We start from the raw sequence: 25936 nt of genomic DNA, 5'->3' as shown, positions 1-25936 counted from the left end.
TTTGTAACGTATTATGTTACAAACGGGTCGTCGACTGCTCCCCGCGGTTCAGTCTTTCCAGGATTCGAGATCTTCAGGCCTGCCGCAATCGCGCCAGCGTGAGCCGTCCACGGAAGCCGCGCGGATATCCGCCCCTTCCCCGATCAGGTCGAGGTAGACATCGGTGATTGAATACCGACCGACCGGGGGCAGCCGCTCCAGCAACTCCGCCGTTCCGATCTGGATGCCGCAAAAACCGACCACTTCCAGGGACCCCTCGGCGGCGCGCCGCAGATCGGGCGTCCCGTCCTCGCCGCGCCGACGCCCGCAAACCCGGCCCGTTTCATCGATCAACAGATAGCGCGAGGCCTTCCTCCGCATGACCGCGAGGGTGGCCAGTGGTCCACCGCTCTCATGCGACCGGTAGAGATTCCCGAGGTCGATATCGCTGAGCACATCGACGTTGTGGATCAGGAAATGTTTCTCCCCGGCGAAGAACCAGGCGGCCTTTTTGAGGCCACCGCCCGTATCGAGCAGAACCTCCTCGCGGGAGATCGCCACGGCCGGCCCGCTGTCACGAGTCGTCAGCCAGGCCTCCACCTGATCGGCGAAGTGGTGCAGGTTGACGATGACCTCGGTAAAGCCGGCTTCGGCCAGGCGTCCGAGCACATGGTCGATGAGGGGCCGGCCATCCACCTCAACCAGCGCCTTGGGGCGATCTGAAGTCAACGGACCGAGCCTTGTGCCCAGGCCCGCGGCAAAGACCATCGCTTTCACGGCTTTGGGAAGGCCGGTTTGTCACGGTGTTCCAGCTCCACCTGGATTCCCGGGATTCGGGCAAGGGAGCGCGCCAGGGAGGCCGCACAGTAAACCGAACGGTGCTGACCGCCGGTGCAACCGAAAGCCACCGAAAGGTAGGTGAAGTTGCGTTGCTGATACGTCTGCACGACCTGGGTGATCATGTCCCGGACCCGGGTGAGGAAGCCGTGGACATCCTCCTGCTTCTCCAGCCAGTCGATCGTCTCGGGATCCTCACCGGTCAATTGTTGAAACCTCTCCTCACGCCCCGGATTGGGAAGCGAGCGGCAATCGAGTACAAAACCGCCGCCGTGGCCCGACTGATCGACCGGCATCCCTTTGCGGTAGGAGAAGCTCTGGACATGAACCGTCAGGGGCATCGGAACGGAGGCGATCTCGCGCAGGCGGGTCGATCCCACGATCCGCTTGAGCGCCCCGATCAATTCCGGGAGCTCCACCGGAAACCGGCTGTGGGCAAGGAGCCACTCAAGGTTGCGGATGGCGAAGGGGACGCTCTGCAGGAAATGACTCTTGCGCTCGTAGAACCCCCGGAACCCGTAGGCCCCCATGGCCTGGAGAATCCGCATCAGGACGAAACCCTCAAACCATCCGTCGAAGCCCACGACCAGGCCGGGATCGACCGTCTTGAGTGCCTCCAGATAGACCGCCTTGAGGTGGGTGCGGAATTCCAGCGGGAGATCCGCCTTCGCATCAAAGAGGAGCGAGGCCAGGTCATACTGCAGGGCACCGCGGCGACCTCCCTGATAGTCGATGAACCAGGGCCTGCCGTCCCGGAGCATGATATTCCGGGACTGGAAATCACGATAGAGAAAGAACCCGGATGGCGCCTCGAGCAGCCAGTCGGTCAGGCGCTCGAAATCATTCTCGAGATGCTGCTCGTGAAACGGCACCTGCGCCAGTTTCAGAAAGTAGTACTTGAAGTAATTGAGGTCCCAGAACATCGACTGCCGGTCGAAAGCCGCCCGCGGATAACAGACCGAGTAATCAATGCCCCGGCCGCCGGTAACCTGGAATCGCGGCAGTTCCCGCACCACGGCTTCGTAGGCGGCAGTCATCGGCTCTGGAATGGCCTCTCCCGTCGCAGGTCGCCAACCCGCCAGCGCGTCAAAGAGAGTCTCGTCCCCGAGATCCTCCTCGAGGTAGGCCATTCCATCCCCGTGCTCGTCGAAAATCTCCGGGACGGGAAGACCCTCGGAACGGAAATGCCGGGAAAATGAAAGGAAGGCCCGGTTCTCCGCGAGGTCGTCATTGACCACCCCGATGGCGGTGCGTGCCCCTTTAAACAGCCGATAAAGACGCCGGGAAGACCCATGAGCCCGCAACACCTCTACCCGGTCGGGCTCGGAGCCCGCCGTTCTGAAGAAAAGTGGCAGTATCAGTTCCCTGTCAGCGTCAGTCACCACCCGCCCAGCATCCCCAACCGGCCGACCGGGGCAAGGGAGAAGGTCGGGAATGACGATTTCCCGATGAGAACCTAAAAGGTAGGTTACAGGACTGACTTGATTTCGACTTCAACCGGTGGATTCTGAGGAATGACCCGCAACCCGCTTATCATCGCCCATCGGGGCGAATCTCATGACGCGCCGGAAAACACCCTGGCTTCGGTCAACCTGGCCTGGGAACGCGGCGTTCCCGCCGTCGAGATCGATGTGCGGGTGACCTGCGACCGGATTCCCGTCGTCATCCACAATGCCACCACCGGCCACATGGCCGGGCGGGACTGGACGGTCAGCCGTCGATCGTTCGCCGATTTGAGAACCCTCGATTTCGGTCGACGCCGCGGTGCCGCCTGGACCGGGCAGAAGATCCCCACCCTCGAAGAGGTCCTCGACACCGTGCCGGAAAGCGGCCGTCTTTTTCTTGAGATCAAAGTCGGCACGGAGGCGGTGCCCCCGATTCAGAAGGCGATCCGGCGGAGTCGGATCCGAAACGGTCAGGTCTCCCTGATCGCGTTCCGGCGACCGGTGCTTCTGGCGGCGGCCGTGGCCATGCCGCGTTGCGACGCCTGCTGGATCGTCGATCTGAAGAGGCGGCCTGATCAGGATCCGGCCAAGGAGGCGTCCCGCCTGGCCCGGATCACAAGAGCCGACGGCCTGGCTGCCATCAACGCGGGCCTGGATGCGGAAAGCGATCTGGCCATTATTCCCGCCCTCCAGTCCCATGGGCTCAAGGTTTACGCCTGGACGATCAATGACCGGTTTCTTGCGCGCCGACTGATCCGGGTCGGCATTGACGGAATAACCTCCGACCGGGCCGCTTGGTTGAGGCAGGGCCTGCGGGACGCCCTGAACAAACCGTAGTCTGCCGGAATGGCGCTTGGTCAAGGGGGTTGATCGTTGAGGCAGAACGGCGCGCCGGGCGCGCCATCGACCCGCCCCGGCCCATCTCGATGGTGTCGGGAAGCACAGCCGAGGCCCGGCATGCTTCCCTCAACCTTTGCCAACCAAGTGCGATTCCAGTCTGCTACGTTTTGTTTCCGAGGCAAAAACCCCACAGTCTACACTACGGTTTGTTTTCAGCCGCTCCTCCTTGTCGACAGGCTTGATCACTGACCGCCGATCGCCGATTCCAGACGGCACGCACCACGGTCAGGCCCATCCTGGGCCGAAACCGGCAAGCCATCCGAGTCCCCTCAGGCCCCTCAGGCCTCCTGTCCTCTCAGGCCCTTCCTGATAAACCTCATCCCATCCTGGACAAAGACGGCGGGATCCGGGCAGACGTTGTGAAACATGGCCCGCTCGAAGGCAAAATCACCGATCGAGGAATTGTAGGCCTCGAAGAGGATGTAGCCGTCGAAGCTTATTTCCCTCAATCCCTTGAAAACCGAGGACCAGGGCACCAGTCCGGGCCCCGGGACGCCCCGATTATTCTCACACATGTGCATTCCCCAAAGGGCGTCCCTGACCGTCAGAATGGCCTCGTGAAAATCGGTGATCTCGGTGATCAGGTGGTAAGTGTCGAGCGATACCCGCAGATTCGGGTGGTCCGCCAGGCGGACGAGACGCATCACCTGTTCCGGCGTGTTCACCATGTGCGTCCGGAAGTGGCTCATCGGCTCGATGACCACGGCGACATCCTTCTTCCGTCCGTATTCAGCAAGTTGATGCAACTCTTCGGCCGTTCTCTGGTATTGCCCCAATGGCGGACGTCGTTTCAGAACGGTCCCGGGATGCCCATAGAGCGCCCCGGCATAGGCGGTTGCGCCGACCCGGGCTGCGCGGTCGATCGCCTTGCAGTGCCAGGCCAGACCGGCCTGGCGCGAGGCCTTGTCATCCAGGGAGAGGTCGCAATGGACCGGCCAGAGCCCGCCCGGACTCACCACCAGTTCCAGGCCGAGTTTCTCCGCGGCCAGCCGGGTCTTGCGATGCGAGAAGACCACGTCGTCTCCGATGCCGATTTCAAAGAAATCGAGATCAAGATCCTTGGCATGATCCAGGATACCAAGCTGGGAATCGTCCCATCTGGGCGTGAAGAGATAGGAATGGGCTCCGAATTTCATTTCCAAACGCCCGGTGCGGGCGAGCCTTGTCCAGCGGACGCTGATGCCGGGAAAATGTCGATGAAAATCCGGGTTTCTGTGCGGGAACAAGCCCTTGCGCCGACTTGCGGTCACCCCGTTTGTGAGGTAGGCTCCTGCCGTCATGTGGCGGTTGCTTCTTGTCCTGGCCGCGACGGCTATCCCGTGCCGGGGAGCGCCGGATGCCGCCGAGAGCATGGCTGAGCGGGCCGTGATGGTTCGCGACCAGATCGTGCGCAGAGGCATTGAGGATCCGGTAGTGATTTCCGCCATGCGGAATACACCACGTCATGCATTCGTCCCCGAGAGTCTGCGTGACCACGCCTACGAGGACCGCCCCTTGCCCATCGGGTTCGGGCAGACAATCTCCCAGCCCTATATCGTGGCCTATATGACCGAATTGATCGGCCCGCGTTCGGGAATGAAGGTACTGGAGATCGGAACCGGATCGGGCTACCAGGCTGCGGTTCTGGCTGAGGCCGGAGTCAAAGTATACTCGATCGAGATCATCGGAGCACTGGCCAGGCGGGCGGCAGAGGCCCTCAGGGACGCAGGCTACGGAAGGGTCGTGCTCCGATCCGGTGACGGCTACTACGGTTGGGAAGAAGCCGCGCCGTTTGATGCGATCATCGTAACCGCGGCGGCCGAAGCCATCCCTCCCCCACTGCTATCTCAACTGGCGAATGACGGGGTTCTGATCATCCCGGTCGGTCCTCCCCTCGGGACCCAATACCTGGTCCGTGTCTCCCGGGAAGACGGCAGGACCAGGACCCAGCGGCTGCTTCCGGTTCGATTCGTCCCCTTTGTCCGGAATGGAGGAAGCTGAAGGCGAACGCCCGGTTTCGTTCATCCGGTCTGCGCCTGACAGCCTGGCCCTGGCCTGCATTTCCGCCGCCGTTCTCTGTTACCAGGTCATCCTGATGCAGTTGCTGGCGGCCGTTGTCTGGTACCATTTTGCCTACCTCGTCATCTCGTTCGCCCTTCTGGGTTTCGGCCTCAGCGGGACGCTGCTGACGGTCCGGGCCTTGGGGCGGAGGTTGGCCGAACGCAGCGCCCTTTCGACACTGGCCGCTTTCAGTGCAACCTCCATGCTGGGAGTGGTTGCCCTGGCCGGGGCGGGTCCTTTTCAGATCGATCTCTATGGCATCTTCTCCGACTCCGCGACCTGGACCGGACCGATTGCCATTCAGGGCCTACTTCTCCTGCCCTTCACCTCCGGCGCGCTGGTCATTGCGACAATTCTGCTCCGAACGCCCAGCCGGGCCGGCATCAATTACGGAATCAATCTCTCGGCATCCGCCCTGGGCGCCTTGATCACGCCCGCCCTTCTCAACTTCCTGACACCGATTCAGGCTTTGATCGTCCCCGCCTCTCTGGCTGCGATCGGCAGTCTGGTCACTCTTGGACAAGCCGGACGCAGCGCTCGGATCCGGACCTGCGCGATCCTCCTGCTTGGTGTGTTTCTCACGGTCCGGCCCTTCCCGCTGCCTGTCTCTCCTTACAAGGACATTTCAAGGATGATGTCCCTGCCCGAGGCCACCATTCTCGAAACGGCCCCGAGTGCCCACGGTGTCTACCAGAGGCTTCGATCTCCCGCTCTCAGGCTGAGTACACCGCTCGACCTCAACTACCCGGGCACTCTGCCACCGGTGGAGGCTGTCCTCGTCAACGGCGATGCGATTCTCTCCCTCGTCCGGACCGATTCGGAGATCGGATCGCTCTGGTCGCACACCCCGGAGGGGGTGCTCGAAAAACTGGTGGAACCCGGACCTGTCTGGATCCTCGAACCGGAGACAACCCTGGCGGGTTCTGCCTGGTCGAAGACGGAGGGGGCGGACGTCACCCTGGTCTTCCGGCACCCGCGGCTGGTTGGACTTCCCGATCGATTCATCGGAAATGCGAACCTCGTCCTATCGGAACCAAGGGCCTACCTCGAATCCGCAACGGGCCGGGCCGCCCTGATCCGGTTCCCCTCTCCGGGTTCCCCGTCCGGCTCGGTGGGGCTGGGTGCCTTGAGTGAACAACCACTCTTCACGAGCGAGGCCATCGCCACTGCATGGTCGCTACTCAAGGACGGAGGCATCCTGATCGCCACCGTGCCGATTGATCATCCCATGCGATCCGCACCCCGCCTGCTCAATACGATGCAGGCGGGAATCGCCCGGGCCGGAGAATCGGAAACATCCAATCTCCTGCTGGGCCTGCGCACCTGGTCGACCCTCACCCTCCTGGCCCGGCGCGGAGGTTTCAGCCCCGGGGATCTGGCCACCGCCGAATCCTTCGCGGCGCTCCACGGGTTCGACCTGATGGCAGCCGAACCGATCCTGCAAAAGTCGCCCGCGCCGTTTCATTCCTTCGCTGACCCCACCGACCTCGACCGCCTCCAGCGACTCTTTGATCAGCCCTCAAGCGACCGGGCGCAGGGCGGACTGTTTCGACTGGGCCCGCCCTCCGATGACTGCCCCTACTTTTCCCAGTTCATACGGATCCGCCAGATCCCGAGACTCCTGAGCACCGTCGACCTGCGCAGTCTCGCCTATCTCGAACTGGGGCTGCCCATCGTCCTCATCTCCCTGGTGCAGCTCTTCCTCCTGGGCTCGATATTGATTGCGATTCCCTGGATCGGCCGCCACGCGCCTCGGGCTCCCGCCCGGGTGACGGCTTCAGCGTTCGGCTGTGCGGCCGGGTTGGGGCTCGGCTTCATCCTCGCGGAAATCGGCCTGATCCACCGGGCGGTCTTCTTCACCGGCAATCCCATACTCGCCGCTTCCGCCATCCTCGCCACCATCCTGCTGGCCGCCGGCGCAGGCAGTTGGTTCGGGCAAAGACGGGTTCACGTGGGATTCGGACCCGCCGGACCCGCTGTCATTCTGGCAGTTTTCTTCACTGCCATGGCACCCCTCGCCGCCCGATGGATCCTGCCGACTCCGTTTCTGAATCTTGTCGTCTTCGCCTCGGCCGCTTCGGTGGCGGGATTCATCATGGGAATGCCCTTTCCGAGACTGATCGCCCAGCTCGGAGGTGCCCACCGCGCCCTCCTGCCGTGGACCTGGGCAGTCAACGGCTTTCTATCGGTCATCGGCGCCCCGGTCGCCGCCCTTCTCTCGGTTACCCACGGCACTCTTGCCCTTTTCCTGACCGCCGCATTCGCCTACGGACTGGCGGGAGTCAGCGGCTGCATCCTTACCCGCCAAACCCGGGCGAGGTGACCCGACCTTCACTCAAAGGGCTTCCAGCGACGAAAGACCTCGATCCCCTCGTATTCGGCGAGCCCGCACCGATCGTAACGTTCGGCCAGGGCCCGGTTGACCGCCTCGGCCCGCTGCCAGAATTCACCCGAACCTCGCGCCCCGCTGGGCGTCGGGCTCTTCTGCGACTGGTGCTGGTAGATCGCCTCGCTCTTGCGATCGAGTTCATCCGGACTGACTGGAACCGCCATGTCGATCTCGTCCAGATCCCATTCCCGCCAACCCTCCGGATAAACCCAGAACCAGCAATCGTTCAGCCAGGACGCCTTCCGGCAGGCCAGCGATTTCATGGCGTTCTCAATGGCCTCAAAGCTCATCCGCCGGGTTGAACCGGGGTTCTGCAGGTCACCCGGGACGAAGACCTGCTGGGGCTGGATGGTTTCCAGCAAAGCGATCAGCGGGTCGATGTCTTCAGCGGAAAGGGGATTGTTGCGGCTGCGCCCGGTGTCGTAGAACGGCAGCTCGAGGAAATCGATGTTCGCATCGTCGACCCCACAGAGTCTGATCGCCGCCCTGGCCTCACCTTGCCGGATGAGTCCCTTGATCCGGCGGACGGCCGTCGAATCGACCACCCCGGGGCGCTTGCCGTCGAGATCCCGTCTTGCCTGCGACGCAAAGCCCCGCAAAGCCTCGTTGGCATCGCCCATCAGACCACCGATCCCGAGGATGAAATCGACAAAGCGCCGGGCCTCCGGATCCGAGACCAGCTTGCCGCCCGAGGTCAGGTAGGCAACATGCACCTCATGCCCCTGTTCGACCAGGCGGCGGATCGTTCCCCCCATGCCGATGACGTCGCCGGCCGGCTCCGGGACGAGGACGAGGGCCTTCTTGGGAAAGGGAAGTGCCCGCTCCGGTCGATTGCTGTCGTCGGCATGAGGCTTCCCGCCGGGCCACCCCGAGATGGTATGCTGCAGCTCATTGAAGACCCGGATATTGATGGTGTAGGCCGGACCCTGCTCGGTCACCAGATCCCCCGCCCCGTGCTCGGAGTAATCGGCATCGGTCAGCTTCAGGATGGGCTTGCCCAGCGAATGACTCAGCCAGACGACGGCGCGGCGGGTCATCCGGTTGGACCATTCGCATTGGGTGACCAGCCAGGGACGGCGGAAGCGGGTCAGTTCCGAAGCGGCCGCGGAGTCGAGGACAAAGCTGACGTCCGGATGAGATTGGAGAAAACTCGCGGTGATGGATTCCGTGACGGGTCCCTCCACGGCCTTCTGGACGACCGCGGCCTTGGCCTCGCCCCAGGCCAGGAGGATCAGCTCGCGGGCCTCCATAATCGTCCCCACCCCCATGGTGATGGCACGCCGGGGCACATTGGATTCTCCGAAGAAATCAGCCGCCGCGTCCATCCGGGTCAAGCGATCCAGGGTGACCATCCGGGTGCGCGACTCCCGGGTCGAGCCCGGTTCATTAAAGCCGATATGGCCGGTACGGCCGATACCCAGGAGCTGCAGGTCGATCCCGCCGGCTTCGGCAATCAGGCGTTCGTAGTCCTGGCAATAATCATAGACATCGGCCCGGTCCAGGCGCCCGTCCGGAATGTGGATATTCTCCGGCCGGATATCGATGTGGTCGAAGAGGTGTTCGTGCATGAAGCGCACGTAGCTCTGCAATTCATCCGGATCCATCGGGTAGTATTCGTCCAGATTGAAGGTGACCACCCGCGCAAAGGAGAGGCCTTCCTCCCGATGGAGGCGGCAGAGTTCCTCATAGACCCGGATGGGGGAGGAGCCGGTGGCCAGCCCCAGCACGGTGGTCCGGCCTGCGTCGCCGCGCTCCCGGATCAACCGGGCCATTTGGTGGGCGACATCGACGGACCCGCTCCCGGCGTCGGGAAAGACGCAGGTCCTGATCCGCTCAAGCTGCTCACTTTCGCTGGACACGACTGCGCGCGGGGTCCGCGGTTTTGCCTGCAATTCTGAATCGTTCACGGCACCTCCTTTCTGCGGCCGGTCCGGCTGCTTCACAAGTGGAAACGTGGCCGAAAAAAGGGGCCTGCGTCGCGAACGACGCAGGCCCCGGGCAGCGAACCCCTCTTCAGGCCCAAGATTTAACGTCGACCCCAGATCGCATCAATGCGGTAAAGGGTAACGGTACCGCTGATCTCGTTGGCCACACCAAGCAGCGGCCGCCAGATCGGACTCTGCCAGGCCGGGATGAAGACCAGACCCTCGGGACCAAGATCCCCGATGGCAGTTCCTTCCAGATCAGGATCAAAGTCCCGCGGATTGATGTATTGGACAAACTCCGGCGCAGAGGGATCGCTCAGGTCAAATACCATGATCCCGCCGATCCGCTCCAGACCTACAAAAGCATAGGGCTTGAGACCGACCGTGCCGACCACGACCGACTCCGGTTCGGGGCCCTTGTTGTCGCTCCGGCTTTCGAACGAGTCATTCTCATCGTTGTTCGAGTTGAAGTAGGGCGCAAAGGCCGGGTCATTCGCGATGATCTGCTCGACCGCATCCTTGCTGTCGTAGACCAGATTGCCCTTGTCGTCCCAAATCGAGAAGGACCGGGCGCCGAAGGCATAGAGCTGATCGTAGTCGCCGTCACCGTCGTTGTCACCGTTGGCGGTGGTGATGGTCAATCGACCGAGGTTCTCGTTCTTTTGCAGCACCTTGGCCAGGGGGAAGACTGACGGGTCCAGTTCGATGTCCTTTGCGCGCTCCTCCTCCGCGTATCCGTCGTATTCGCGCGCGTCGCCTTCATTGGCCGTGATCAGGTAGGTCTTCCCGCCGACCTTGAAGGTATCGATTCCATCCGGCTGATACATGCCGAAGACCGGCCATTGACGGATATTGATGCCGTCATCCCTGTCGCTTGCATCGAGCCCGTTCAGCTGAACATCGATGATGCCGAGGACGGTCTGCTCCGGAACATAACCGTCCGACAAGGTGAACGTTCCCGTCGACTCATCGATGTCGATGGCCGCCACCTGGAAATCGTTGTCGTTGATCACCGCGATGGTCCAGGGATCGACCACGGCCAGACCTTCAACCTTCTCCACCGTATTGTAGCCGACCTCGTTCAGGTCGACGTGCAGGATCTTGTAGACCGGGTTGATTCCGCCCGCGACCAACTCCTCCACCGTTGCTTCATCGACTGTCTTGCCGGTGTCGACCAGGAAGTCCGCTTCTTCGTCAGTGATGTCGGTCGCGCCGAAGAAATTGATCCGGTAGATCTTCTTTTCAATGCCCGAGGGATCATCACGCGGCACCCGATCGTCATCGCGCTCGACCACGAGGAAATCGCCGTTACCGAGGGATGCCGCGTCGCCGATCTTGTCCGGACGGCTGCCCATGGCCGGGTCGTTCGGATTGTCCAGGGTGTAGATGAACATCCGGGTCTCCATCGACACAGGATCCAGCTCAACCACCCGGACGTTCTTCCGCCCGTTGAGGGCCCCGTTCGAGGTCGTGACCGGATTGCGCAGCGGGCTCTGCACGAAGGCATAAACCTTCCCGTCATAGACGGCTATGGCCTCGAAGCCACGGTTCTGGCGACGGTTGCCCAAGATCTCCGGGAGGACTTCCGTCCCGAAGGTTCCATCCGCCAGTCCGGCCGCGGCACCGGCGCCCATCGGCACATAGCGCTGGATCAGGACACCATTCCCATCAAAATTGTAGATGGCCGGGCGATACTCGTCGCACATCCAGAAGGTGCCGTCCTCGCCGATGACCACGCCTTCGAAGTCACCGCCGAGGGGGTCGTTCGGGATCACGTTCCCATAGAGGTCGACTCCGATTTCGTCATTGTGCGGGGTATTGCCGTTGCCCCCGGCAACCTCCACATTCGGAAGTCCTGTCAAGGGCATACCCGGCGCCCGCTGCAGAGGTATCTGCTCGGTCACGGCAATTTCGCCGGAGTCGCGATCAAGGATGAACCGGACCAGTTCCGGTGCGAATTCCGGGAGAAGGAACGGACGGAGCGAACCGGTCGGATCACCGTTCGGCCCCCGGTCTGTATTGGTGATGAACTTGTATTTGCCATCCGGAGTCATCCCTTCGAAGAAGAGGCCGGAGAAGCCGCCCAAGTCGATCTTCTGTCCTCCGACGGTTGTCCCGATCGAAGGCAGTTGGCTCGAAGGAAAGGCAAAGGTCTCGAGGGCGGAATCCGTCAGACTGTGGTCCTTGAAACCAAGCCCCTTGATGCCCTTCACTTTAGCCGACCGGATGTCGACGATGGCCACCGCGTTGTTTTCCTGGAGAGTCACATAAGCAGTCTTGGAGTCTGCCGAGACCGCTATATACTCGGGCTCCAGGTCCTGAGCCACCGTTGCGCCGGGACCAAAGATCCGCACGGAATCGTCGAGGGTGGCCCCATTGAAGGCGGCGAATCCTGCCGTCTTGACCGCATTCTGCTTCAGCTTGTGCATCTGCCAAGGGCGGTTCAGCCGGATAATGCTGACCGAACCTTCCGGATCGACATCTCCGTCCTCATAACCGCTTGGTTCACCCTCGTTGGCCACCAGGGCGTACTTGCCGTCCGGGGTGATCGTGACCATGTCCGGCAGCGCGCCGACCGTCACCTCGGATTGGTACTGACCGAATGAATTGAAGAAGACGACCTTGCCGGGATCCTGCTTGAAGGGTGCTTCGACTGCGACCGCCACGATGCCGTTCCAGACCGCCACGCTGTTGGGCGAGCCCCATTTCGACACGTCGATGTCGAAGAGATGAACCGGAGCGTTCGGATTGCGGACGCCGACCACGTTGACCGCCCCCTGGTCGGCGCTGACGATGAAGAGCCGTTGCAACCAGGGATCATGCGCCGATTTCGGCGCTGCCGCCGTCGGCGTTGTAGACACCGGTCTGAATCGTGCTGATCCGTTCCAAATTGACGGTCCGTTGCCAGAGAGTGGCCGCCGACGGATGCGCCGAAGCGACTAATCCCGCCAGCCCGATGATGCTGAATATTCGATTTGTCATGGGTAGGTCTGAATCCCATCCGGGCTTCTGTATCCTCTGCAATTGTAATGGACGCTCCGCCAGTTAAGATCTCGCTACGCCGTTACGGAGCTGTCACAATTTCACTTCCAAGCAACGTGCGTTTGGGCACATTCAAGGTGGATCCTGACCCTGTTCCCCCAGAGCCCATTCGTGGTATCCTGTCAAAGCACTCGTGTCAGCAACCGCCCCGGTTATGAAGCTCCCCTCTCTTCCGCTCGTGCTCATCGTTTCTTTTGTCGGCGGGCTTCCATATTCATCGGATGCGGTCGAAGATCCGCGGCCCAATGTCGTCATCATTGTCTATGACGACATGAACGGCTACGGCTCCCGCGGGCAGTATCCGGCCATTCGGATGCCCCATCTGGACCGGCTGAAGGAAGAATCCGTCAACTTCGTCAATGCCGCCTGCGGGGTCCCCGTCTGCAATCCTTCCCGGGCATCCTTCCTCAGCGGGATGAATGCCCACCACACCGGCGCCTACCTGAACGGCGCCGACATCTGGAACAAGCCCGGATCGGTGCTCGAACATGCCCAGTCAATCCCTGAATACTTCAAGGCCAACGGCTACACCACCTGGGGGCGCGGCAAGATCTTCCACTCACCTCTCCAGGAGGGACGCGAGGAGGCCATGTTCGACAATCGACCGATTGCCAAAGGTGGCTTCGGCCCGCATCCCGACGTCAGTCATCCGATCATCGCACCGGGAGTGCAGCGTTGGCAGGGTCCCGACAGTGATTTCCCCGACGTGGTCAACGCCGACGCCGCCATCGAGTTCATCGAGGAAGCTCACGATCGGCCGTTTTTCCTTTTCTACGGTCTCTGGCGGCCCCATCAGCCCTATACCGCACCCAGCCGCTTCTTCGACCTCTACGATCCGGACACACTACCTTTGCCGGATGGTTGGAAATCCGATGATCTCGACGACGTTCCCGAGCAGGGCCGGCTCCTGACCGACGGTCTGAAGAAGGCGCGGGTCGACGGCGAGATCGACGAGAACCTCTGGCGCAAGTACCTCTGGGGCTACTGCGCCAACAGCTCGTTCGCCGATTGGAATGTCGGACGCGTGATCGAAGCGATCAACCGCTCGCCCCATGCGGACAACACCATAGTCATCGTCTTCTCCGACAATGGTTATCATTGCGGCGAGAAGATGCGTTGGGAAAAGGCGACGCTCTGGGAACTCTCGGACTACGTGCCCCTCCTGGTCCGCGCCCCGGGAGTTGCGCCCGCCATCAGTGAGCGCACAGTCGGACTGGTCGACCTCTATCCGACCCTGCGGGAGCTCTGCCGGCTGGGGCCGGTTGATCACGCACTTGACGGGCGCAGTTTCGCCCCACTGCTCAACGAACCCGGTGCAGAATGGGACCGCCCCTCTCTCTCCATCTACGGCAAGGGAAACGCCTCCATCCGTGATGAACACTACCGCTATATCCGCTACCTTGATGGAACCGAAGAACTCTACGACCGGCTGGCCGATCCCCACGAACTCACCAACCTGATCGGTCGACCCGGGATGGATGCGGTGGTGGAACGACTCTCACGACACCTTCCCGAGTCGTGGGCTCCCTCCTGGGGCGGACGCTGGGAGGTCGAACGCCCGGGCGAACCGCGTCGTCTCCAGCCGGAATACGAAGCCCCGCCCGGCGTTACCTGGGAATCCAAAACCTGATCAGCGGGCGTAGAGGACCGGGTTCAACCCGGTGTCGATGACCTCGCCGATCTTCGCCCCGGGACACCAATTATCCCAGTCGGCCTGCTGGTTCTCGTTCTTCGGCGCGACCAGGCGCATCTCCGAATCCATGTAGATGATGGTCATGACCCGACGGGGCCGTGTGCTGGTATTGGGACCTGCCCGGTGGAAGGTGTATCCATAATGGAAACTCACTTCGCCCAGATCGAACGGCTCGCTGATCACGGGCAGCTGCGATCGACGCAGATTCTTCTCAATCTCCACCTCGCTCTCGTCGCTGATTGCGAACTCCCGGCCAAAGAGGATCTTCTGGCTGCCCTTCGAGAATTCGAGCGGTCCATTCTCCTTCGGCACCGCATCGAGCGGGATCCAGGCGGTCACCGTGTTCTGGTTGCTGAGCGGCCAGTAATACTGGTCCACATGCCACGGGGTGTAGCCGCCGCCCGCCTCCTTGTAGAGGGCCTGGTCATGGTACATCCGGACCCCTTTCGTTCCGAGCAACTCCGTAGCGATCCTTGCCAGCCGCCGGCTGCGGACAAAGGTGTCGACAAGCGCACTGTGTCTCCAGATATTCATGACCTGAAGAAAGGCCTTCCCGTAGGTCGTCCGCTTTTCCAGCGGAGTGGTGTCCACGTTCAGCTCATGCACCTTGGCGGTGATTTCTTCACCGTAGAAGGCGAGCACTTCCGGACTGAGGACATTCTTCAGCTTGATGAACCCATCCGCCCGGAAGCGGGCGATCTGCGCATCGGACAAGGCGTAGGGAGTATCAAGATCGAGGGGCGGGGCCATGATCTGACCGATAAAGCGGGCTACCCGGCCCGAGTCGAGCCGAATGAGGACCCTCGGTTCACAGTTCCCTCAGGACCCATTGCTTGAGAAAGGGGTCGAGAAAGCGATGGTCCTGATCCGAGCCCGCTATGATCTCCAGATCGACCAGCCGGGTGACCGCTCGCCGGGCGGTCGCCGGCAGATCAATGCCGGCTTCCTGCAGGAACGCCTTCGATTGGGGATGCCGGCCTCCGACCCGGGCCAGGGCTTTCAGACACTGGACCTGGATCCCGGTCAGGGGCTTGATCTGGGCTTCGTAACCCTTGCGTTCAGTCGCGAAAACATAGGTCAGGACCTCGGAAAGACGGTCCTCGTCGATCCTGTCGCCCTCCTTCGAGGTCTCCCAAATGGCCGCGCAAAACTGCTGCACGTCGCTCGGGCTGTCCTGGGAAATCTCGAAAATGCGGTCATAGACCGCCCGATCCACCTGACGGTTGCCCCGGCTGAACCGTCGGTCGAGAAACCTCTGGAAGACATACCGGTCCAGACCTTCCAGCTCAATGACCCGCAGCGACTTGTAGAACGGGCTGGCGGGATCCCGGAAGATCCGGTCCATCTCATGCCGGATACTTCCGGCAAAGACATAGGGAACCCGGCTCTGGGTCTGGATCCGCCCCCGGATCTCACCGAGAATCGAAGACGCATCGTCCAATCGGGCCACGTCCTGAAACTCGTCGAGTGCCATGACGAGCGGGTGCTGGCGGGAGAGTTCCTCAATGAAATCGAAGACCCCGTGCAATCCCGATGGCTCGAGCCGGGTGCCCGGAGTCACCGTGACGCTGGGCTGGCCGGTGTTCGGATCAAAGTCGATCCTCGGTCGCAGATGGGCCAGGGTGCGCGCCACCCGCTCAATGAAGGAACTCTCCTTGAACTGGGTGGTTGAGAGAGCCCGGAGCAGACGGGAAGCAATATCTTCAATGCTGTTGACCGCCCACATCTGGGCGTAAACCAGGCGGGTCCCGCGCATCTTGCGGACGGTTTCATGAATCAGGGAGGTCTTGCCGGTGCGACGCTCGCCCAGGACGACGACCTTGTGGCCGGCCTCAAGGTGCTCGCGCAGACGTTTCGATACATCGGGCCTCGGACAGAAGTCCTCCCCGGTCACCACTTCACCATAACGGAACGGATTCATTCTGACCCAAGTGTATGATGCAATGTTGTATCATACACAAGTAGAATATCACCCTGTCCCGGGCCGGCCCTTCCCGGGAAAACGGATGCCTCGACTCTCTGCCGACAACCCCCACAATCCCCTCCTTCCCATGAAGACCGACATCGCCATCATCGGAGCCGGACACAACGGCCTCGTCGCCGCCACCTACCTCGCCCGCGCCGGGTTCCGGGTGGATGTCTTCGAGAGCCGGTCCCACACCGGTGGTGCCATGCAGACGGAAGAACTCTGGCCCGGCTTCCGCTTCTCAACCTGTGCCCACCTCCTCCATGCGTTTTCTCCCAGGGTGATGCGGGACCTGCAGCTGCGCGAACGTGGACTTGAGGTCGTGCCCCGCGATGATGTCATCATCCTGCGCCCCGACGGCACCTACGACACGACGCCGGCCCTCGATCTTCCGAACCACCGATCGGCCCGGTCGAAGCTCTCAGCGGAGGAGAGAGCCGGTCTCGACCGCTACGAGGCCTTCAAGCAGAGTCTGTTCACCCTGGCGGCTCCGTTCCGGCTTCGCCCACCCCCCAGCCTGAGCGAGTTGCGCTCTGCCGCCCGCGGGACACCGGCCGAAGAACCGCTCGAGATGGCCCTGACCCGGCACCTCTGGGATCTGCAGGATCATTTCCTGCCCACTCAGCGACTCCGCGAGCGCCATGCGCTCGAATTCTCCGCGGTGACCCGGGACCCCATCGGCTTCATCTTCGTCTACAACGCCATCACCCAGCCCGATACCGAATCCGGGGAACGCCCCCTGAATGGCTTCGTCCGGGGCGGGATGGGGGAGCTCGCCGCCCGGATCCGACTCGCCGCCGAGGACGCCGGGGTCGATATCCACGCTTCGGCGCCGGTGAAACGCATCACCACCCGCCACGGAGTCGTGTCCGGGCTGGAGCTGACCGACGGGCAGGCCGTCGAGTCGCCGGTCGTCCTCGCGGCGACCGATGTCAAGACGGCCCTCCTCAAGCTCCTCGCTCCCGATGCCATTGACCCTTCGATTCGGAAACGGATCGAAGGTCTCAACTCGCATGTCAGCTGCCTGAAGTTGCTGGCTGCGATCAGCGAACTGCCCCAATGGACCGGGTGGGATGGCGACCCCGATCTGCCCCACTGCGGCTCGGTTCAGCTCGAAATGTCCCGGGACGGCGTGACCCGTGCCTATGCCGATCTGGAGGCCGGACGTCCCGCCGCCCGCCCGATGCTCAGCTTCAATGTCCCTTCCATGCGCGACCCCTCCCTCGCGCCGAATGGAGGCCACACCGCCTCGCTCTATGTCTACCCCGCACCAGCCCGCCTGGCGAAAGGTTCCTGGGATGACCACCGGGAAGCGGTTGCCGACCGACTGATCGACCAGATCACGGAATACGCCCCGAATTTCCGAAAATCGATTCTCCACCACAAGCTCCGGACACCGCTCGATCTGGAACGGGAGGTCGGCCTGACCGACGGCTGCATCTGGCATATCCAGCACAATCCCGAACAGCTCATGTTCAACCGCCCCCTGCCGGAACTGGCCGGCTACCGGACCCCGATCAAAGGACTCTATCTCGGTGGTTCCAGCCAGCATCCCGGCGGTGAGGTGACCGGCATGCCCGGCCACAATGCCGCTCACGAGATCCTCAAGGACCTCGGAATTTCCAAAAACGTGGAGCCATGACCGACAAGGAAGGTCTCCCTGCCGCAGTCATCGCGGGCTGGTAAACCACCACTCTCGCGAATTCGATCAATAGCCGGCTGGAGGAGTCCCATTGTCCGGGGAGATCGAGAGATTTCACCAGATACTCTTCAACGAATCGTGCTCCCAACGAGTCTAAGGCAATTTCAAGCATGACACCGCCCCCCGCCCGGAAAACCGTGTCGAGATGGCTGAGTGGCCGCTTCGGCGCCCTCATTCTCTTCCTCGGCATCTCGCTGATTCTCTCTCTCGCGACTCGGCTGGCCCTCCTCGAGTTGGCCAGACACGACGTGACCTGGGATCTCAGTCTCATCGCCGCCTTCGGATGGGGTCTCCTCTATGATCTCGGGGCCGCTGCCTGGTTGTCCCTGCCACTGATTGTCATCCTGACCATTCTTCCGGCGAATGCCTTCCACAACCGGTGGATCCGCCTCGGGTTCTTCGTCCTGGTCTTCGCCATGCTCAACCTGATGGCCTTTGGGGCGATCTGCGAGTGGTTCTTCTGGGACGAGTTCGGCGTCCGCTTCAACTTCATCGCGGTCGACTACCTGGCCTACACCAGCGAAGTCCTCGGCAATATCTGGGAATCCTACCCGATGCCGCTGATCCTCACCGGCATCGTTTCCGGCTCGGCCCTGAGCTTCTGGTTGATTCACCGGACCGGACTTCCGGCAATCTGGTTGCAGAGCGAGCACTCATCGATTCGCAAGCGGCTGTCCACCGGAATCCTCTGCTTTGCCACGGCGCTGTCTTTCGGGCTCATCCTTTCCTCCCATTGGCTTCCACGGTTCCACAACAACTTCAACCGGGAGCTCGCGCAGAACGGGACATGGGCGCTCTTTGCGGCCTATTTCAGCAACGAACTTCCATATGGTGAGTTTTATACAACCCTTCCCCAGGTCTCCGCTTTTGCCAACCTCAGGGAGGAATTGGTGGAGGACGGATCCGTTCTGACCAATCCGGAATCCGAAGATTCCCTGCGATCCATCGTGAATCCCGGGCCGGAGCTACATCCCAACATCATCCAGATCACGGTCGAAAGCCTCAGTGCCGAATTCTTGGGGATCTTCAATCCGGAGTCCGACTGGACGCCTCATCTCGACGAGCTCGCTTCGAAGAGTCTTCTCTTCGACAATTTCTACGCCACCGGGACCCGGACGGTTCGCGGGATGGAAGCCCTGACCCTCTCACTTCCGCCCACCCCGGGTCGGTCGATCGTCAAGCGGCCGCACAACGAAAATCTGTTCAGCCTTGGATCCATCCTGCGCACCCGAGGTTACGAGAACGCGTTCATCTACAGCGGACACGGTTACTTCGACAATATGAATTACTTTTTCGCCCACAATGGCTACCGGGTGATTGACCGCAGCGATGTGGCTGACGGCGATATAACCTTTGCCAATGTCTGGGGCGCCTGCGACGAAGACCTCTTCCGCTGGACGATGCGGGAGGCGGATACCGTCCACGAATCCGGGAAACCCTTCCACTTCTTCGTCATGACCACGTCCAACCATCGCCCCTTCACCTACCCGGACGGCAGGATCGATCTTCCCTCCAAGGCCTCGGGACGTGCGGGCGGCGTGAAATACACGGATTTCGCAATCGATCGGTTCATCCGTGAAGCGTCAGCCAAGCCCTGGTTCAAGGATACGGTGTTCGTCATTGTCGCCGACCATTGCGGATCCAGCGCCGGGCGCACCGACGTACCGCTCAGGAACTACCATATTCCACTGATCATCTACGCGCCGGGCGGCCAGATCGCCCCCGGACACATCACCACGTTGAGCAGCCAGATGGACTATGCGCCGACCCTGCTCGGCCTGCTCAACTGGAGCTATCCCAGTCGGTTCTTCGGTCACGATGTTCGGAGGGTCGATCCGGCGGAAGCCCATGCTCTGGTCGGAAACTACCAGAAGCTCGGACACCTTGAAGCAGGCGAACTCACGGTCCTCAAACCGATGCGTGAAAACGTCGCTTTCTCGATCGACATGAAGAGCTTCGCTCAGATTCCCAAGGACCCGACGGAATACGGAACCAACGAGGCGGTCAGCTTTTACCAGACGGCCAGCTATATGTTTCACAACGGACTCTACAACGCCCTCACTCCGCAGGAGATTTCGGAATTCGCCACGCCGGGAGCGATAGCGGACCAGCCGGGAAACGTCGCGACTTTGAGTTCCAATTAGCCGGAAGCCCCAACCGCCCCCTTCCCGGCATTCGGGAAAATCCCTGACTCCGCCATCACTATCTCCCTGAACGGGTTGCAACCGTGGATCTTTCGGTTGACCCGGATCACCTCGGGGAAATCCTGCTCTCATGATCCCGGTCACCCGCACCTGTCTCATCGCCCTGAGCGTGGGTTGGACGGGCTCCCTTCTGACGGCCCAGAGTGGACAAGATGACGAGCCTCCCACGAATCTCGTCGAGTGGAAAATCGCCCACTTTTCATCCGATGAACTCCGCAACGGAACCTCCGATGATTCCCGGGAACTCCAGCACGACGGTCTGCCCAATCTTCTCCGTTACGCTCTCGGCCTTTCACCCCGGGAACCGGCGGGGACTCCCATCGAACTCGAGCAGGTCGGCAATCGAGTCTTCGTTCGCTACCGAAACGGAATGGTCGCGGATGATGCGTCCTGCCTCCTGGAGTCTTCCGAGGATCTGGAGGAATGGAATCCGGTAGACGATCCTTCGGCTCGCACGGTCTCCAGCGACCCATCTCCGTTCGCTTGGATCGAAATCGACGGACTTTCGAACGATCAACCGCGCTTTTTCCGCCTCACTGCCGAGCGCTTCATCCGCGATCGCGACGCGGATGCTCTCGACGACGATCTGGAGCTGAGCTGGTTCGCCACCATCGTTCATGGACCGGCCGACGATCCGGATCAGGACGGTGTCTCCACCGCCGATGAGCTTTCACTGGGGAGGAACCCGCATTACGGCACCGTCGAGGACCCAGCCCTGGCCCTCCGCTCGACCGGCCTCGAGATCTTCACACCCCACCCATAGGGAACCGGAGCCGACTCGCCAAGACGATCAGTACTTCGGCCGATCGGAGAACCTGTGATCCATCTCGGGAGGGCCACCCGAAGGAGTCGGCGTCAGCAGGATTGTTGCTCCCTCACCGACTACCGGGATGACGGCGGCCTGTTCGCCGGTCCGTCCGGAAAGGCGGATGATCAGTGCACCCGGCGCCGGGAGATACTCGGAATCGACTGGGAATCGGACTTCATTTTTCCGAACCACAAACTCGACTGAACGCCATACCGTCAGGATGGAACCTGCCTCCACCGATTCAGACCGAACCTGCTTGCCCTTGGAAAACCCTTCCGAGAAGTCCTCCAGCTGAGGAGCCGTGGCAGTGGGTGCCTGGCGGACCTCGGGTTGAAACCGGAATTCCGCACGCTCCGGTTCAGCTCCCTCAAACCTGACCTTCACCGTCTGCCCAACCCGCGAAGTCTTCAATTCCTTGGGACTGATTTTCGTGATCCGGGTCGGTTCCTCAATGTGAAATGGGATTCCCTGGGAAACGGCTCCCGCGCTATCCCGCAGGAGAAAGGTAACCCGACCCGGTCGCGTCAACTGATCGGCCGACAGCTTCACCCGGACCGTCCCGTGCCCGGGGTGAACGCTGGCATCCGGGATGATCCTGCCGTCCATCCAGACCTCGGTCTCCCATGTGAACAGGCCCTTCAAAGTCACGATCGTCGGCGGGCTGCCCGGAGGGACGGCGGGGGGGGTCACTGAATCGACCGTCAAACGGTAGGAGATGGATCCAACAATCGGGATCTCGCGAACGTCAGATCGACCGGTCTCCAGCAAGGTGCCGTCAGTCCTCAGGGATCCCCGAATCACGACAAACTCGAGAGACCCTGGTGATTCCCACCAGTCCGAATTGTGAAAATCGACGCGAACCCAGCCCTGACTCCCTTCACCGAGCACCACACCCTCCGCTTCCAACCCGGCGTCCTCGGCCGCCACGACCCACGAGTCCTCACGCCCGTCCTTCCGGCGAACCCAGACCTGGGAATGACATCGGGACGATTCGCCCGGATTCTGCCAGACGGGATCAAATCCGAGGTCTTCACCAAACAACGTGACCGACGCCAGCTCCCTCTCCACCCCTAAAGGAAGCTCCGGTGGAAAGACCGAGTTCAGAACCGGCTTCAGGCAATCGGCTCCGACCGGGATCACGGAAATCCCCACGAATCCAAAGATCGAAATCATCCAAACAATGAATGGCATGCCCGGCACCCCACGAACCAACCAGATCCCCACATCAAGCGCAAGAACCGGCAAGATGCCTGATCACCCTGCCCTCTTTTGTAACGTAATACGTTACAAAATGGCCATTGGACAGAAGAGGATTTCTAATTTGTAACGTATTATGTTACAAATTGGCCGTGGTTGCCGGACGGGCAAACGTGGGGCCGGTCGCGGGGGAACCTCCGGGGAAACGGGGCATTGATCCTTTTCAAGACCAGGCTTCTCGTCTTTGCTTTCTGGCTTTCACCCGCCTATTGCATCCTGACCGAACCATGTCGCCTCTCGACCGCCTGGAAAAGCTCATCCGGCCCATCGCCATCCCGAACATCACGCTCTACCTGATCATCGGGCAGGTCTTTGCATTCGGCGCTTCCTTTGTCGGACAGTACAGTCTGGGCAATATCGCCCTCCTGCCGGCACTGGTCCTCAAAGGTGAGATCTGGCGGGTGGTCACTTTTCTTTTCGTGCCCCCTAACGCCCATCCCGTCTTCATCGCCTTTGCCTGGTACATCTTCTATATCATGGGCAACGCCCTCGAGCACTATTGGGGCACCGCCCGCTACAACCTCTTTCTGCTCATCGGCTGGCTGGCGACGGTGCTGGCGGCGTTTGTCACGCCCTACGGGTGGGCTTCAAATGCCTTTCTGGCCGGTTCGGTCTTCCTTGCCTTCGCCTGGCTCAATCCGAACTTCGAACTCGCCCTCTTCTTCATCCTCCCGATCAAGATCAAGTGGCTGGCGTTGGTGGCATGGGTGTTTTACGTTTTCCAGTTCGTAGTCGGGCCCATGTCCGTGAGGCTTTCGGTGGCGGCCTCTGTCTTGAATTTCCTGCTCTTTTTCGGGCGTGACCTGATTCAGTATGTTCAGCGGGGGAAGCGCCAGCAGACGGTCCGAAAGGAAAGAGCGCGTCTGGCATCCCAGCCCCGGCATACCTGCCTGGTCTGCGGCAAGACCGATCTGACCCACCCGACGGAAGACTTCCGCTACTGCTCCCAATGCGCGGGTGCGGCGTGCTATTGTGAGGAGCACCTGAAGAACCACGAGCACCGGACCGTCGATCCGGACGAATCCTAATGGGGTCAGGCCGCTTTTTGTATATGATTTTGAATCAAATATAAGAAGCGGCCTGACCCCATTAATCCAAAACAACCACCCAGTCCTGATCCGCCGGCGTATCGAGGTCGGCATTGGCATCGACGGTGACCAGCTGCCGGTCACCTTTTCGGGGGTCGAACCGTGTCCCGGTCCGGTTTGCCAGGGTGGAGTTCAGCGCGACCCGACCACCGAGCGGCAGGTAGAGCACAACGGCGGATTCGTTCGGAGTCTGTGCTGTTGAAATGTAGGCCCTGGGATCGAGCATTCCCGGCTGGTCCCGCAGGAGATCACCGTTGGGCCGAAGTTGCCACCAACGGATTTCATTGAAGATGCCGGCCAGAATGCCCATCTGGCTGCTGCCCGGAAGCTGCAGGGCCTCATGCCAGGGCGGGGCGATGCCCGTGCCCTCGTGATTGAGTGGTTCCCCCGCCTCGGTCTGCCAACTCCAGATGCCCTGGGCCCCGTAGGTCACGCCCGCAGTCGGCGCATTGAGCAGGCTCCAGTAGGCCGCCCGTCGAACGCTGAAGTCCGAGTGCGGTTCGCCGGATTGGTAGGCGCGATGGCCCTCGTAGGGCGGCTCGAAATTGATGAAAGCCCGCCGGGTATCCTCAGGCCAAGAGAAGGCAACCGGGCCCGAATGGATCCACGCGAGGGTTGCATTGTCATCGCCGTGTCCGCTCTGGTAGCCCCAGATATCCAGCCAGGGTTCGGTCGAGAGTTCCTTGTAGGGAAGGTTCATCCCGCAGAGGTGCATGGCGACCGGGGTCTTGTCGCGGGTGGGCGGGAATATCTGCCGACCGATCCGGCGCCATTTGGCTCCGAGTTCGTCGACGTAGTTGCCGTCACCGGCCAGAATCCAAAGCACCTGGTATTTCTTGAGACGCTCGATCTCATACCGGACAATCGGAATGATGGCTTCTTCACTGAGATACTGGCCGGGATCGTCCGGGGTGCAGGTCCACATGAGGATCGGCGCCGCCAGCATGTTGTGGTCGTTGATTGCTTTGACGAATTTCTCAACACGGTCGTAGAACGCCGGATTGATGGTGGGATCCGTCCGCCCGAGCCAGGCGGTCCGGCCGTCCGCGTCCTTTTCTGCGGCGCGCCAGGGAGCGTGCGCGACGAACTGAATCGCGGTAAACCCTTTGGTCGCGCGGTCCTTGAGGTAGAGGTCCCAGTCTTCCTCACTGGCGAGGAGCGGCCCATTCCAAGCGGTGTCCGCCAGCCAGAAGAACGGGGTGCCGTCCTCATGCTGCAGGTGACGCCGGTTATCCGAAACCTGAACCCGGCCATGGACGTCAAACCGAGTCTCCTCCCCGTCGGTTGGGACTGAAAGAGTCATAGAACCAACGATCGTCAGAATAAACGCCTTCACAACCCAAAATCAGAGGGTTTCGCAGGTGTTTCACACGAGCTTTTTCACCGGAATCTGCAGGAATTTCGAATTGGCTCGATCTGATCTGCCCAGGCCGGATGATCGGACGCTGTGCGTGTGCTGATCGCTTTCGACAAGTTCAAGGACTCGATGAATGCCGACGAGGCGTGCCGCCTGACCGCCGGTGCCATCCGGAACAGGCACCCGGATTGGTCCATAGATTCGGCTCCTCTGACCGATGGTGGTGACGGCTTTGGCCGTATCCTGACGCACTCGGCCCAGGGTGAATTGCGGAAAGTCACTGCGTCCGGGCCCTTTCTGGAATCACGCCAAGGCGAATACGGTCTGATCGAGATCGATAACCTTCCCGCAGAAGCCAGGACGCTCCTGCCCGGATTGCCCGATTCCGGTCGGCTTGCCCTGATCGAGATGGCTTCGGTCAACGGTCTCGCCCTCGTTCCCGGCGAAAAGCGGAACCCTTGGAAAACAATTACCGTCGGAACCGGAGAACTGATCCGGGCCGCAGCCGAGTCGGGAGCGGTCGGGATTCTCCTCGGAGTCGGCGGCAGTGCCACCAACGATCTCGGCTTCGGCGCCCTTTCCGGCTTGGGATTGAAGTTCCTTCAAGCCGACGGTCGCCCGGTCACCTCGCCCACTCCCGGGAATTGGAAGCGGATCGACCGGATTGAGGGAGCCCTCGCATCGGACCTGCCCCTCATCTGGATTGCCTGCGACGTCGACAACCCCCTTCTCGGCGAGCGCGGAGCTTCGGCCGTTTTCGGCCCCCAGAAGGGCCTGACTGCGGCCGACCTGCCCAATATGGAAGCCGGGATGAAACGGATGGCGGATCTCCTCTGTGATCATCTGGGATGCCGAAGGTCGCTCCAGGCGCAACCCGGGGCTGGGGCCGCGGGTGGTATATCCTTCGGGCTTATGGCCGCGACCGGGGCGCGGCTGGTCTCGGGTGCCGATTTGATGACCGCCTGGCTTCGGCTGAAGGATCGGATTGAGAAGGCGGACATGGTCATCACGGGAGAAGGACGATTCGACCACAGTTCGCTCGAGGGCAAAGGTCCCGGGGAGGTTGTGGCACAGGCTCTGGCACGCGGAAAACGGACCCTCGTTTTTGCCGGAAGCATCGAGGATGGGCTGCGGAGCGAGGCAGGACTCCACGCCATTTCCCCGGTCGATCTGCCCTTGAACGTCGCGCTGAAGGAAGCGGCCGGCAATCTCGTTTCCACCGTCAACCGGGTCGTTTGAGATGCCGCATTCCGACCACGACAGACGGCGGGAACGACGGAGGCGTTTCAAGCGTTTCCTTCGTC

At 61.5% G+C, this 25936-nt stretch carries 19 protein-coding genes; 9 read left to right on the top strand and 10 right to left on the bottom strand.

Annotated elements, in window-relative coordinates:
* Positions 1–48: 48 nt before the first annotated feature.
* On the bottom strand, positions 49–747 hold the full coding sequence (locus R3F07_02275; protein MEZ5275191.1) for a nucleotidyltransferase family protein: 699 nt from the start codon (positions 745–747) through the stop codon (positions 49–51).
* A gap of 5 nt (positions 748–752) precedes the next feature.
* Complete coding sequence (locus tag R3F07_02270; protein MEZ5275190.1) at positions 753–2198, bottom strand: RNase adapter RapZ; 1446 nt, start codon at positions 2196–2198, stop codon at positions 753–755.
* Positions 2199–2330: 132 nt separating this feature from the next.
* Between R3F07_02270 and R3F07_02265 the strand changes: the two genes are divergently transcribed.
* Positions 2331–3098, top strand: a complete 768-nt coding sequence (locus R3F07_02265; protein MEZ5275189.1) for a glycerophosphodiester phosphodiesterase family protein — start codon at positions 2331–2333, stop codon at positions 3096–3098.
* A 341-nt stretch (positions 3099–3439) separates the two neighbouring features.
* Here the strand turns inward: R3F07_02265 and R3F07_02260 are convergent, their stop codons facing one another.
* Positions 3440–4297 carry a sugar phosphate isomerase/epimerase family protein gene (locus tag R3F07_02260; protein ID MEZ5275188.1) on the bottom strand — a complete coding sequence of 286 codons (858 nt, stop codon included), beginning with the start codon at positions 4295–4297 and terminating at the stop codon, positions 3440–3442.
* 142 nt (positions 4298–4439) lie between these two features.
* On the opposite strand from R3F07_02260, the gene R3F07_02255 reads away from it, so the two are divergent.
* Together R3F07_02255 and R3F07_02250 are read left to right on the top strand one after the other, a co-directional pair.
* Positions 4440–5141 carry a protein-L-isoaspartate(D-aspartate) O-methyltransferase gene (locus tag R3F07_02255; protein MEZ5275187.1) on the top strand — a complete coding sequence of 234 codons (702 nt, stop codon included), beginning with the start codon at positions 4440–4442 and terminating at the stop codon, positions 5139–5141.
* Positions 5128–7524 carry a hypothetical protein gene (locus tag R3F07_02250; protein ID MEZ5275186.1) on the top strand — a complete coding sequence of 799 codons (2397 nt, stop codon included), beginning with the start codon at positions 5128–5130 and terminating at the stop codon, positions 7522–7524. Before R3F07_02255 ends, R3F07_02250 begins: the two co-directional genes overlap by 14 nt.
* A gap of 8 nt (positions 7525–7532) precedes the next feature.
* Here R3F07_02250 and nagB read toward each other — a convergent pair whose 3' ends face one another.
* From nagB to R3F07_02235, 3 genes are all read right to left on the bottom strand, one after another.
* A complete protein-coding gene (nagB, locus tag R3F07_02245) occupies positions 7533–9497 on the bottom strand; it encodes a glucosamine-6-phosphate deaminase (GenBank protein ID MEZ5275185.1) in 1965 nt (654 codons plus the stop codon).
* 119 nt (positions 9498–9616) lie between these two features.
* Complete coding sequence (locus R3F07_02240; GenBank protein ID MEZ5275184.1) at positions 9617–12325, bottom strand: choice-of-anchor I family protein; 2709 nt, start codon at positions 12323–12325, stop codon at positions 9617–9619.
* A gap of 7 nt (positions 12326–12332) precedes the next feature.
* Positions 12333–12497, bottom strand: coding sequence for a hypothetical protein (locus R3F07_02235; protein MEZ5275183.1), 165 nt, complete (start codon positions 12495–12497; stop codon positions 12333–12335).
* A 214-nt stretch (positions 12498–12711) separates the two neighbouring features.
* Between R3F07_02235 and R3F07_02230 the strand changes: the two genes are divergently transcribed.
* Entirely contained in the window at positions 12712–14187 is a 1476-nt protein-coding gene (locus R3F07_02230; GenBank protein ID MEZ5275182.1) for a sulfatase, read from the top strand.
* Here the strand turns inward: R3F07_02230 and R3F07_02225 are convergent, their stop codons facing one another.
* Positions 14188–15000 (bottom strand): phytanoyl-CoA dioxygenase family protein, encoded by an 813-nt coding sequence (locus R3F07_02225; protein MEZ5275181.1) that lies wholly within the window; start codon positions 14998–15000, stop codon positions 14188–14190.
* 58 nt (positions 15001–15058) lie between these two features.
* Positions 15059–16171, bottom strand: coding sequence for an ATP-binding protein (locus R3F07_02220; GenBank protein ID MEZ5275180.1), 1113 nt, complete (start codon positions 16169–16171; stop codon positions 15059–15061).
* Positions 16172–16301: 130 nt separating this feature from the next.
* Between R3F07_02220 and R3F07_02215 the strand changes: the two genes are divergently transcribed.
* The 3 genes from R3F07_02215 (at position 16302) to R3F07_02205 (ending at position 20885) form a co-directional block, all read left to right on the top strand.
* The gene (locus R3F07_02215; GenBank protein MEZ5275179.1) at positions 16302–17858 is read left to right on the top strand and encodes an NAD(P)/FAD-dependent oxidoreductase; all 1557 of its coding nucleotides are present in this window, start codon (positions 16302–16304) and stop codon (positions 17856–17858) included.
* Between the two features lie 170 nt (positions 17859–18028).
* Entirely contained in the window at positions 18029–20062 is a 2034-nt protein-coding gene (locus R3F07_02210; protein MEZ5275178.1) for a sulfatase-like hydrolase/transferase, read from the top strand.
* 130 nt (positions 20063–20192) lie between these two features.
* Positions 20193–20885: a hypothetical protein gene (locus tag R3F07_02205; GenBank protein ID MEZ5275177.1), complete on the top strand. Its 693-nt coding sequence runs from the start codon at positions 20193–20195 to the stop codon at positions 20883–20885.
* 27 nt (positions 20886–20912) lie between these two features.
* On the opposite strand, the gene R3F07_02200 is transcribed toward R3F07_02205, so the two are convergent.
* Positions 20913–22103, bottom strand: a complete 1191-nt coding sequence (locus R3F07_02200; protein ID MEZ5275176.1) for a hypothetical protein — start codon at positions 22101–22103, stop codon at positions 20913–20915.
* Between the two features lie 311 nt (positions 22104–22414).
* On the opposite strand from R3F07_02200, the gene R3F07_02195 reads away from it, so the two are divergent.
* A complete protein-coding gene (locus R3F07_02195; protein MEZ5275175.1) occupies positions 22415–23215 on the top strand; it encodes a hypothetical protein in 801 nt (266 codons plus the stop codon).
* A 61-nt stretch (positions 23216–23276) separates the two neighbouring features.
* Here R3F07_02195 and R3F07_02190 read toward each other — a convergent pair whose 3' ends face one another.
* A complete protein-coding gene (locus R3F07_02190) occupies positions 23277–24578 on the bottom strand; it encodes a DUF4038 domain-containing protein (GenBank protein MEZ5275174.1) in 1302 nt (433 codons plus the stop codon).
* A gap of 144 nt (positions 24579–24722) precedes the next feature.
* Here R3F07_02190 and R3F07_02185 point away from each other — a divergent pair, with 144 nt between their 5' ends.
* Positions 24723–25871, top strand: coding sequence for a glycerate kinase (locus tag R3F07_02185; protein ID MEZ5275173.1), 1149 nt, complete (start codon positions 24723–24725; stop codon positions 25869–25871).
* Positions 25872–25936: the final 65 nt, after the last annotated feature.

The organism is Opitutaceae bacterium, from assembly GCA_041395105.1.
GTDB lineage: Bacteria > Verrucomicrobiota > Verrucomicrobiia > Opitutales > Opitutaceae > B12-G4.
Note: the sequence above shows the minus strand (reverse complement) of the source record. Positions and strands in the feature narration are given on the sequence as shown.

What these genes read in the sequence shown, in the direction of transcription:
- R3F07_02275 (MEZ5275191.1), bottom strand. Translation starts at nt 747, where the DNA reads ATGGTCTTTGCCGCGGGCCTGGGCACAAGGCTCGGTCCGTTGACTTCA.
- R3F07_02265 (MEZ5275189.1), top strand. Translation starts at nt 2,331, where the DNA reads ATGACCCGCAACCCGCTTATCATCGCCCATCGGGGCGAATCTCATGAC.
- R3F07_02260 (MEZ5275188.1), bottom strand. Translation starts at nt 4,297, where the DNA reads ATGAAATTCGGAGCCCATTCCTATCTCTTCACGCCCAGATGGGACGAT.
- R3F07_02255 (MEZ5275187.1), top strand. Translation starts at nt 4,440, where the DNA reads ATGTGGCGGTTGCTTCTTGTCCTGGCCGCGACGGCTATCCCGTGCCGG.
- R3F07_02250 (MEZ5275186.1), top strand. Translation starts at nt 5,128, where the DNA reads ATGGAGGAAGCTGAAGGCGAACGCCCGGTTTCGTTCATCCGGTCTGCG.
- R3F07_02235 (MEZ5275183.1), bottom strand. Translation starts at nt 12,497, where the DNA reads ATGACAAATCGAATATTCAGCATCATCGGGCTGGCGGGATTAGTCGCT.
- R3F07_02230 (MEZ5275182.1), top strand. Translation starts at nt 12,712, where the DNA reads ATGAAGCTCCCCTCTCTTCCGCTCGTGCTCATCGTTTCTTTTGTCGGC.
- R3F07_02225 (MEZ5275181.1), bottom strand. Translation starts at nt 15,000, where the DNA reads ATGGCCCCGCCCCTCGATCTTGATACTCCCTACGCCTTGTCCGATGCG.
- R3F07_02220 (MEZ5275180.1), bottom strand. Translation starts at nt 16,171, where the DNA reads ATGAATCCGTTCCGTTATGGTGAAGTGGTGACCGGGGAGGACTTCTGT.
- R3F07_02215 (MEZ5275179.1), top strand. Translation starts at nt 16,302, where the DNA reads ATGAAGACCGACATCGCCATCATCGGAGCCGGACACAACGGCCTCGTC.
- R3F07_02210 (MEZ5275178.1), top strand. Translation starts at nt 18,029, where the DNA reads ATGACACCGCCCCCCGCCCGGAAAACCGTGTCGAGATGGCTGAGTGGC.
- R3F07_02205 (MEZ5275177.1), top strand. Translation starts at nt 20,193, where the DNA reads ATGATCCCGGTCACCCGCACCTGTCTCATCGCCCTGAGCGTGGGTTGG.
- R3F07_02200 (MEZ5275176.1), bottom strand. Translation starts at nt 22,103, where the DNA reads ATGATTTCGATCTTTGGATTCGTGGGGATTTCCGTGATCCCGGTCGGA.
- R3F07_02195 (MEZ5275175.1), top strand. Translation starts at nt 22,415, where the DNA reads ATGTCGCCTCTCGACCGCCTGGAAAAGCTCATCCGGCCCATCGCCATC.
- R3F07_02190 (MEZ5275174.1), bottom strand. Translation starts at nt 24,578, where the DNA reads ATGACTCTTTCAGTCCCAACCGACGGGGAGGAGACTCGGTTTGACGTC.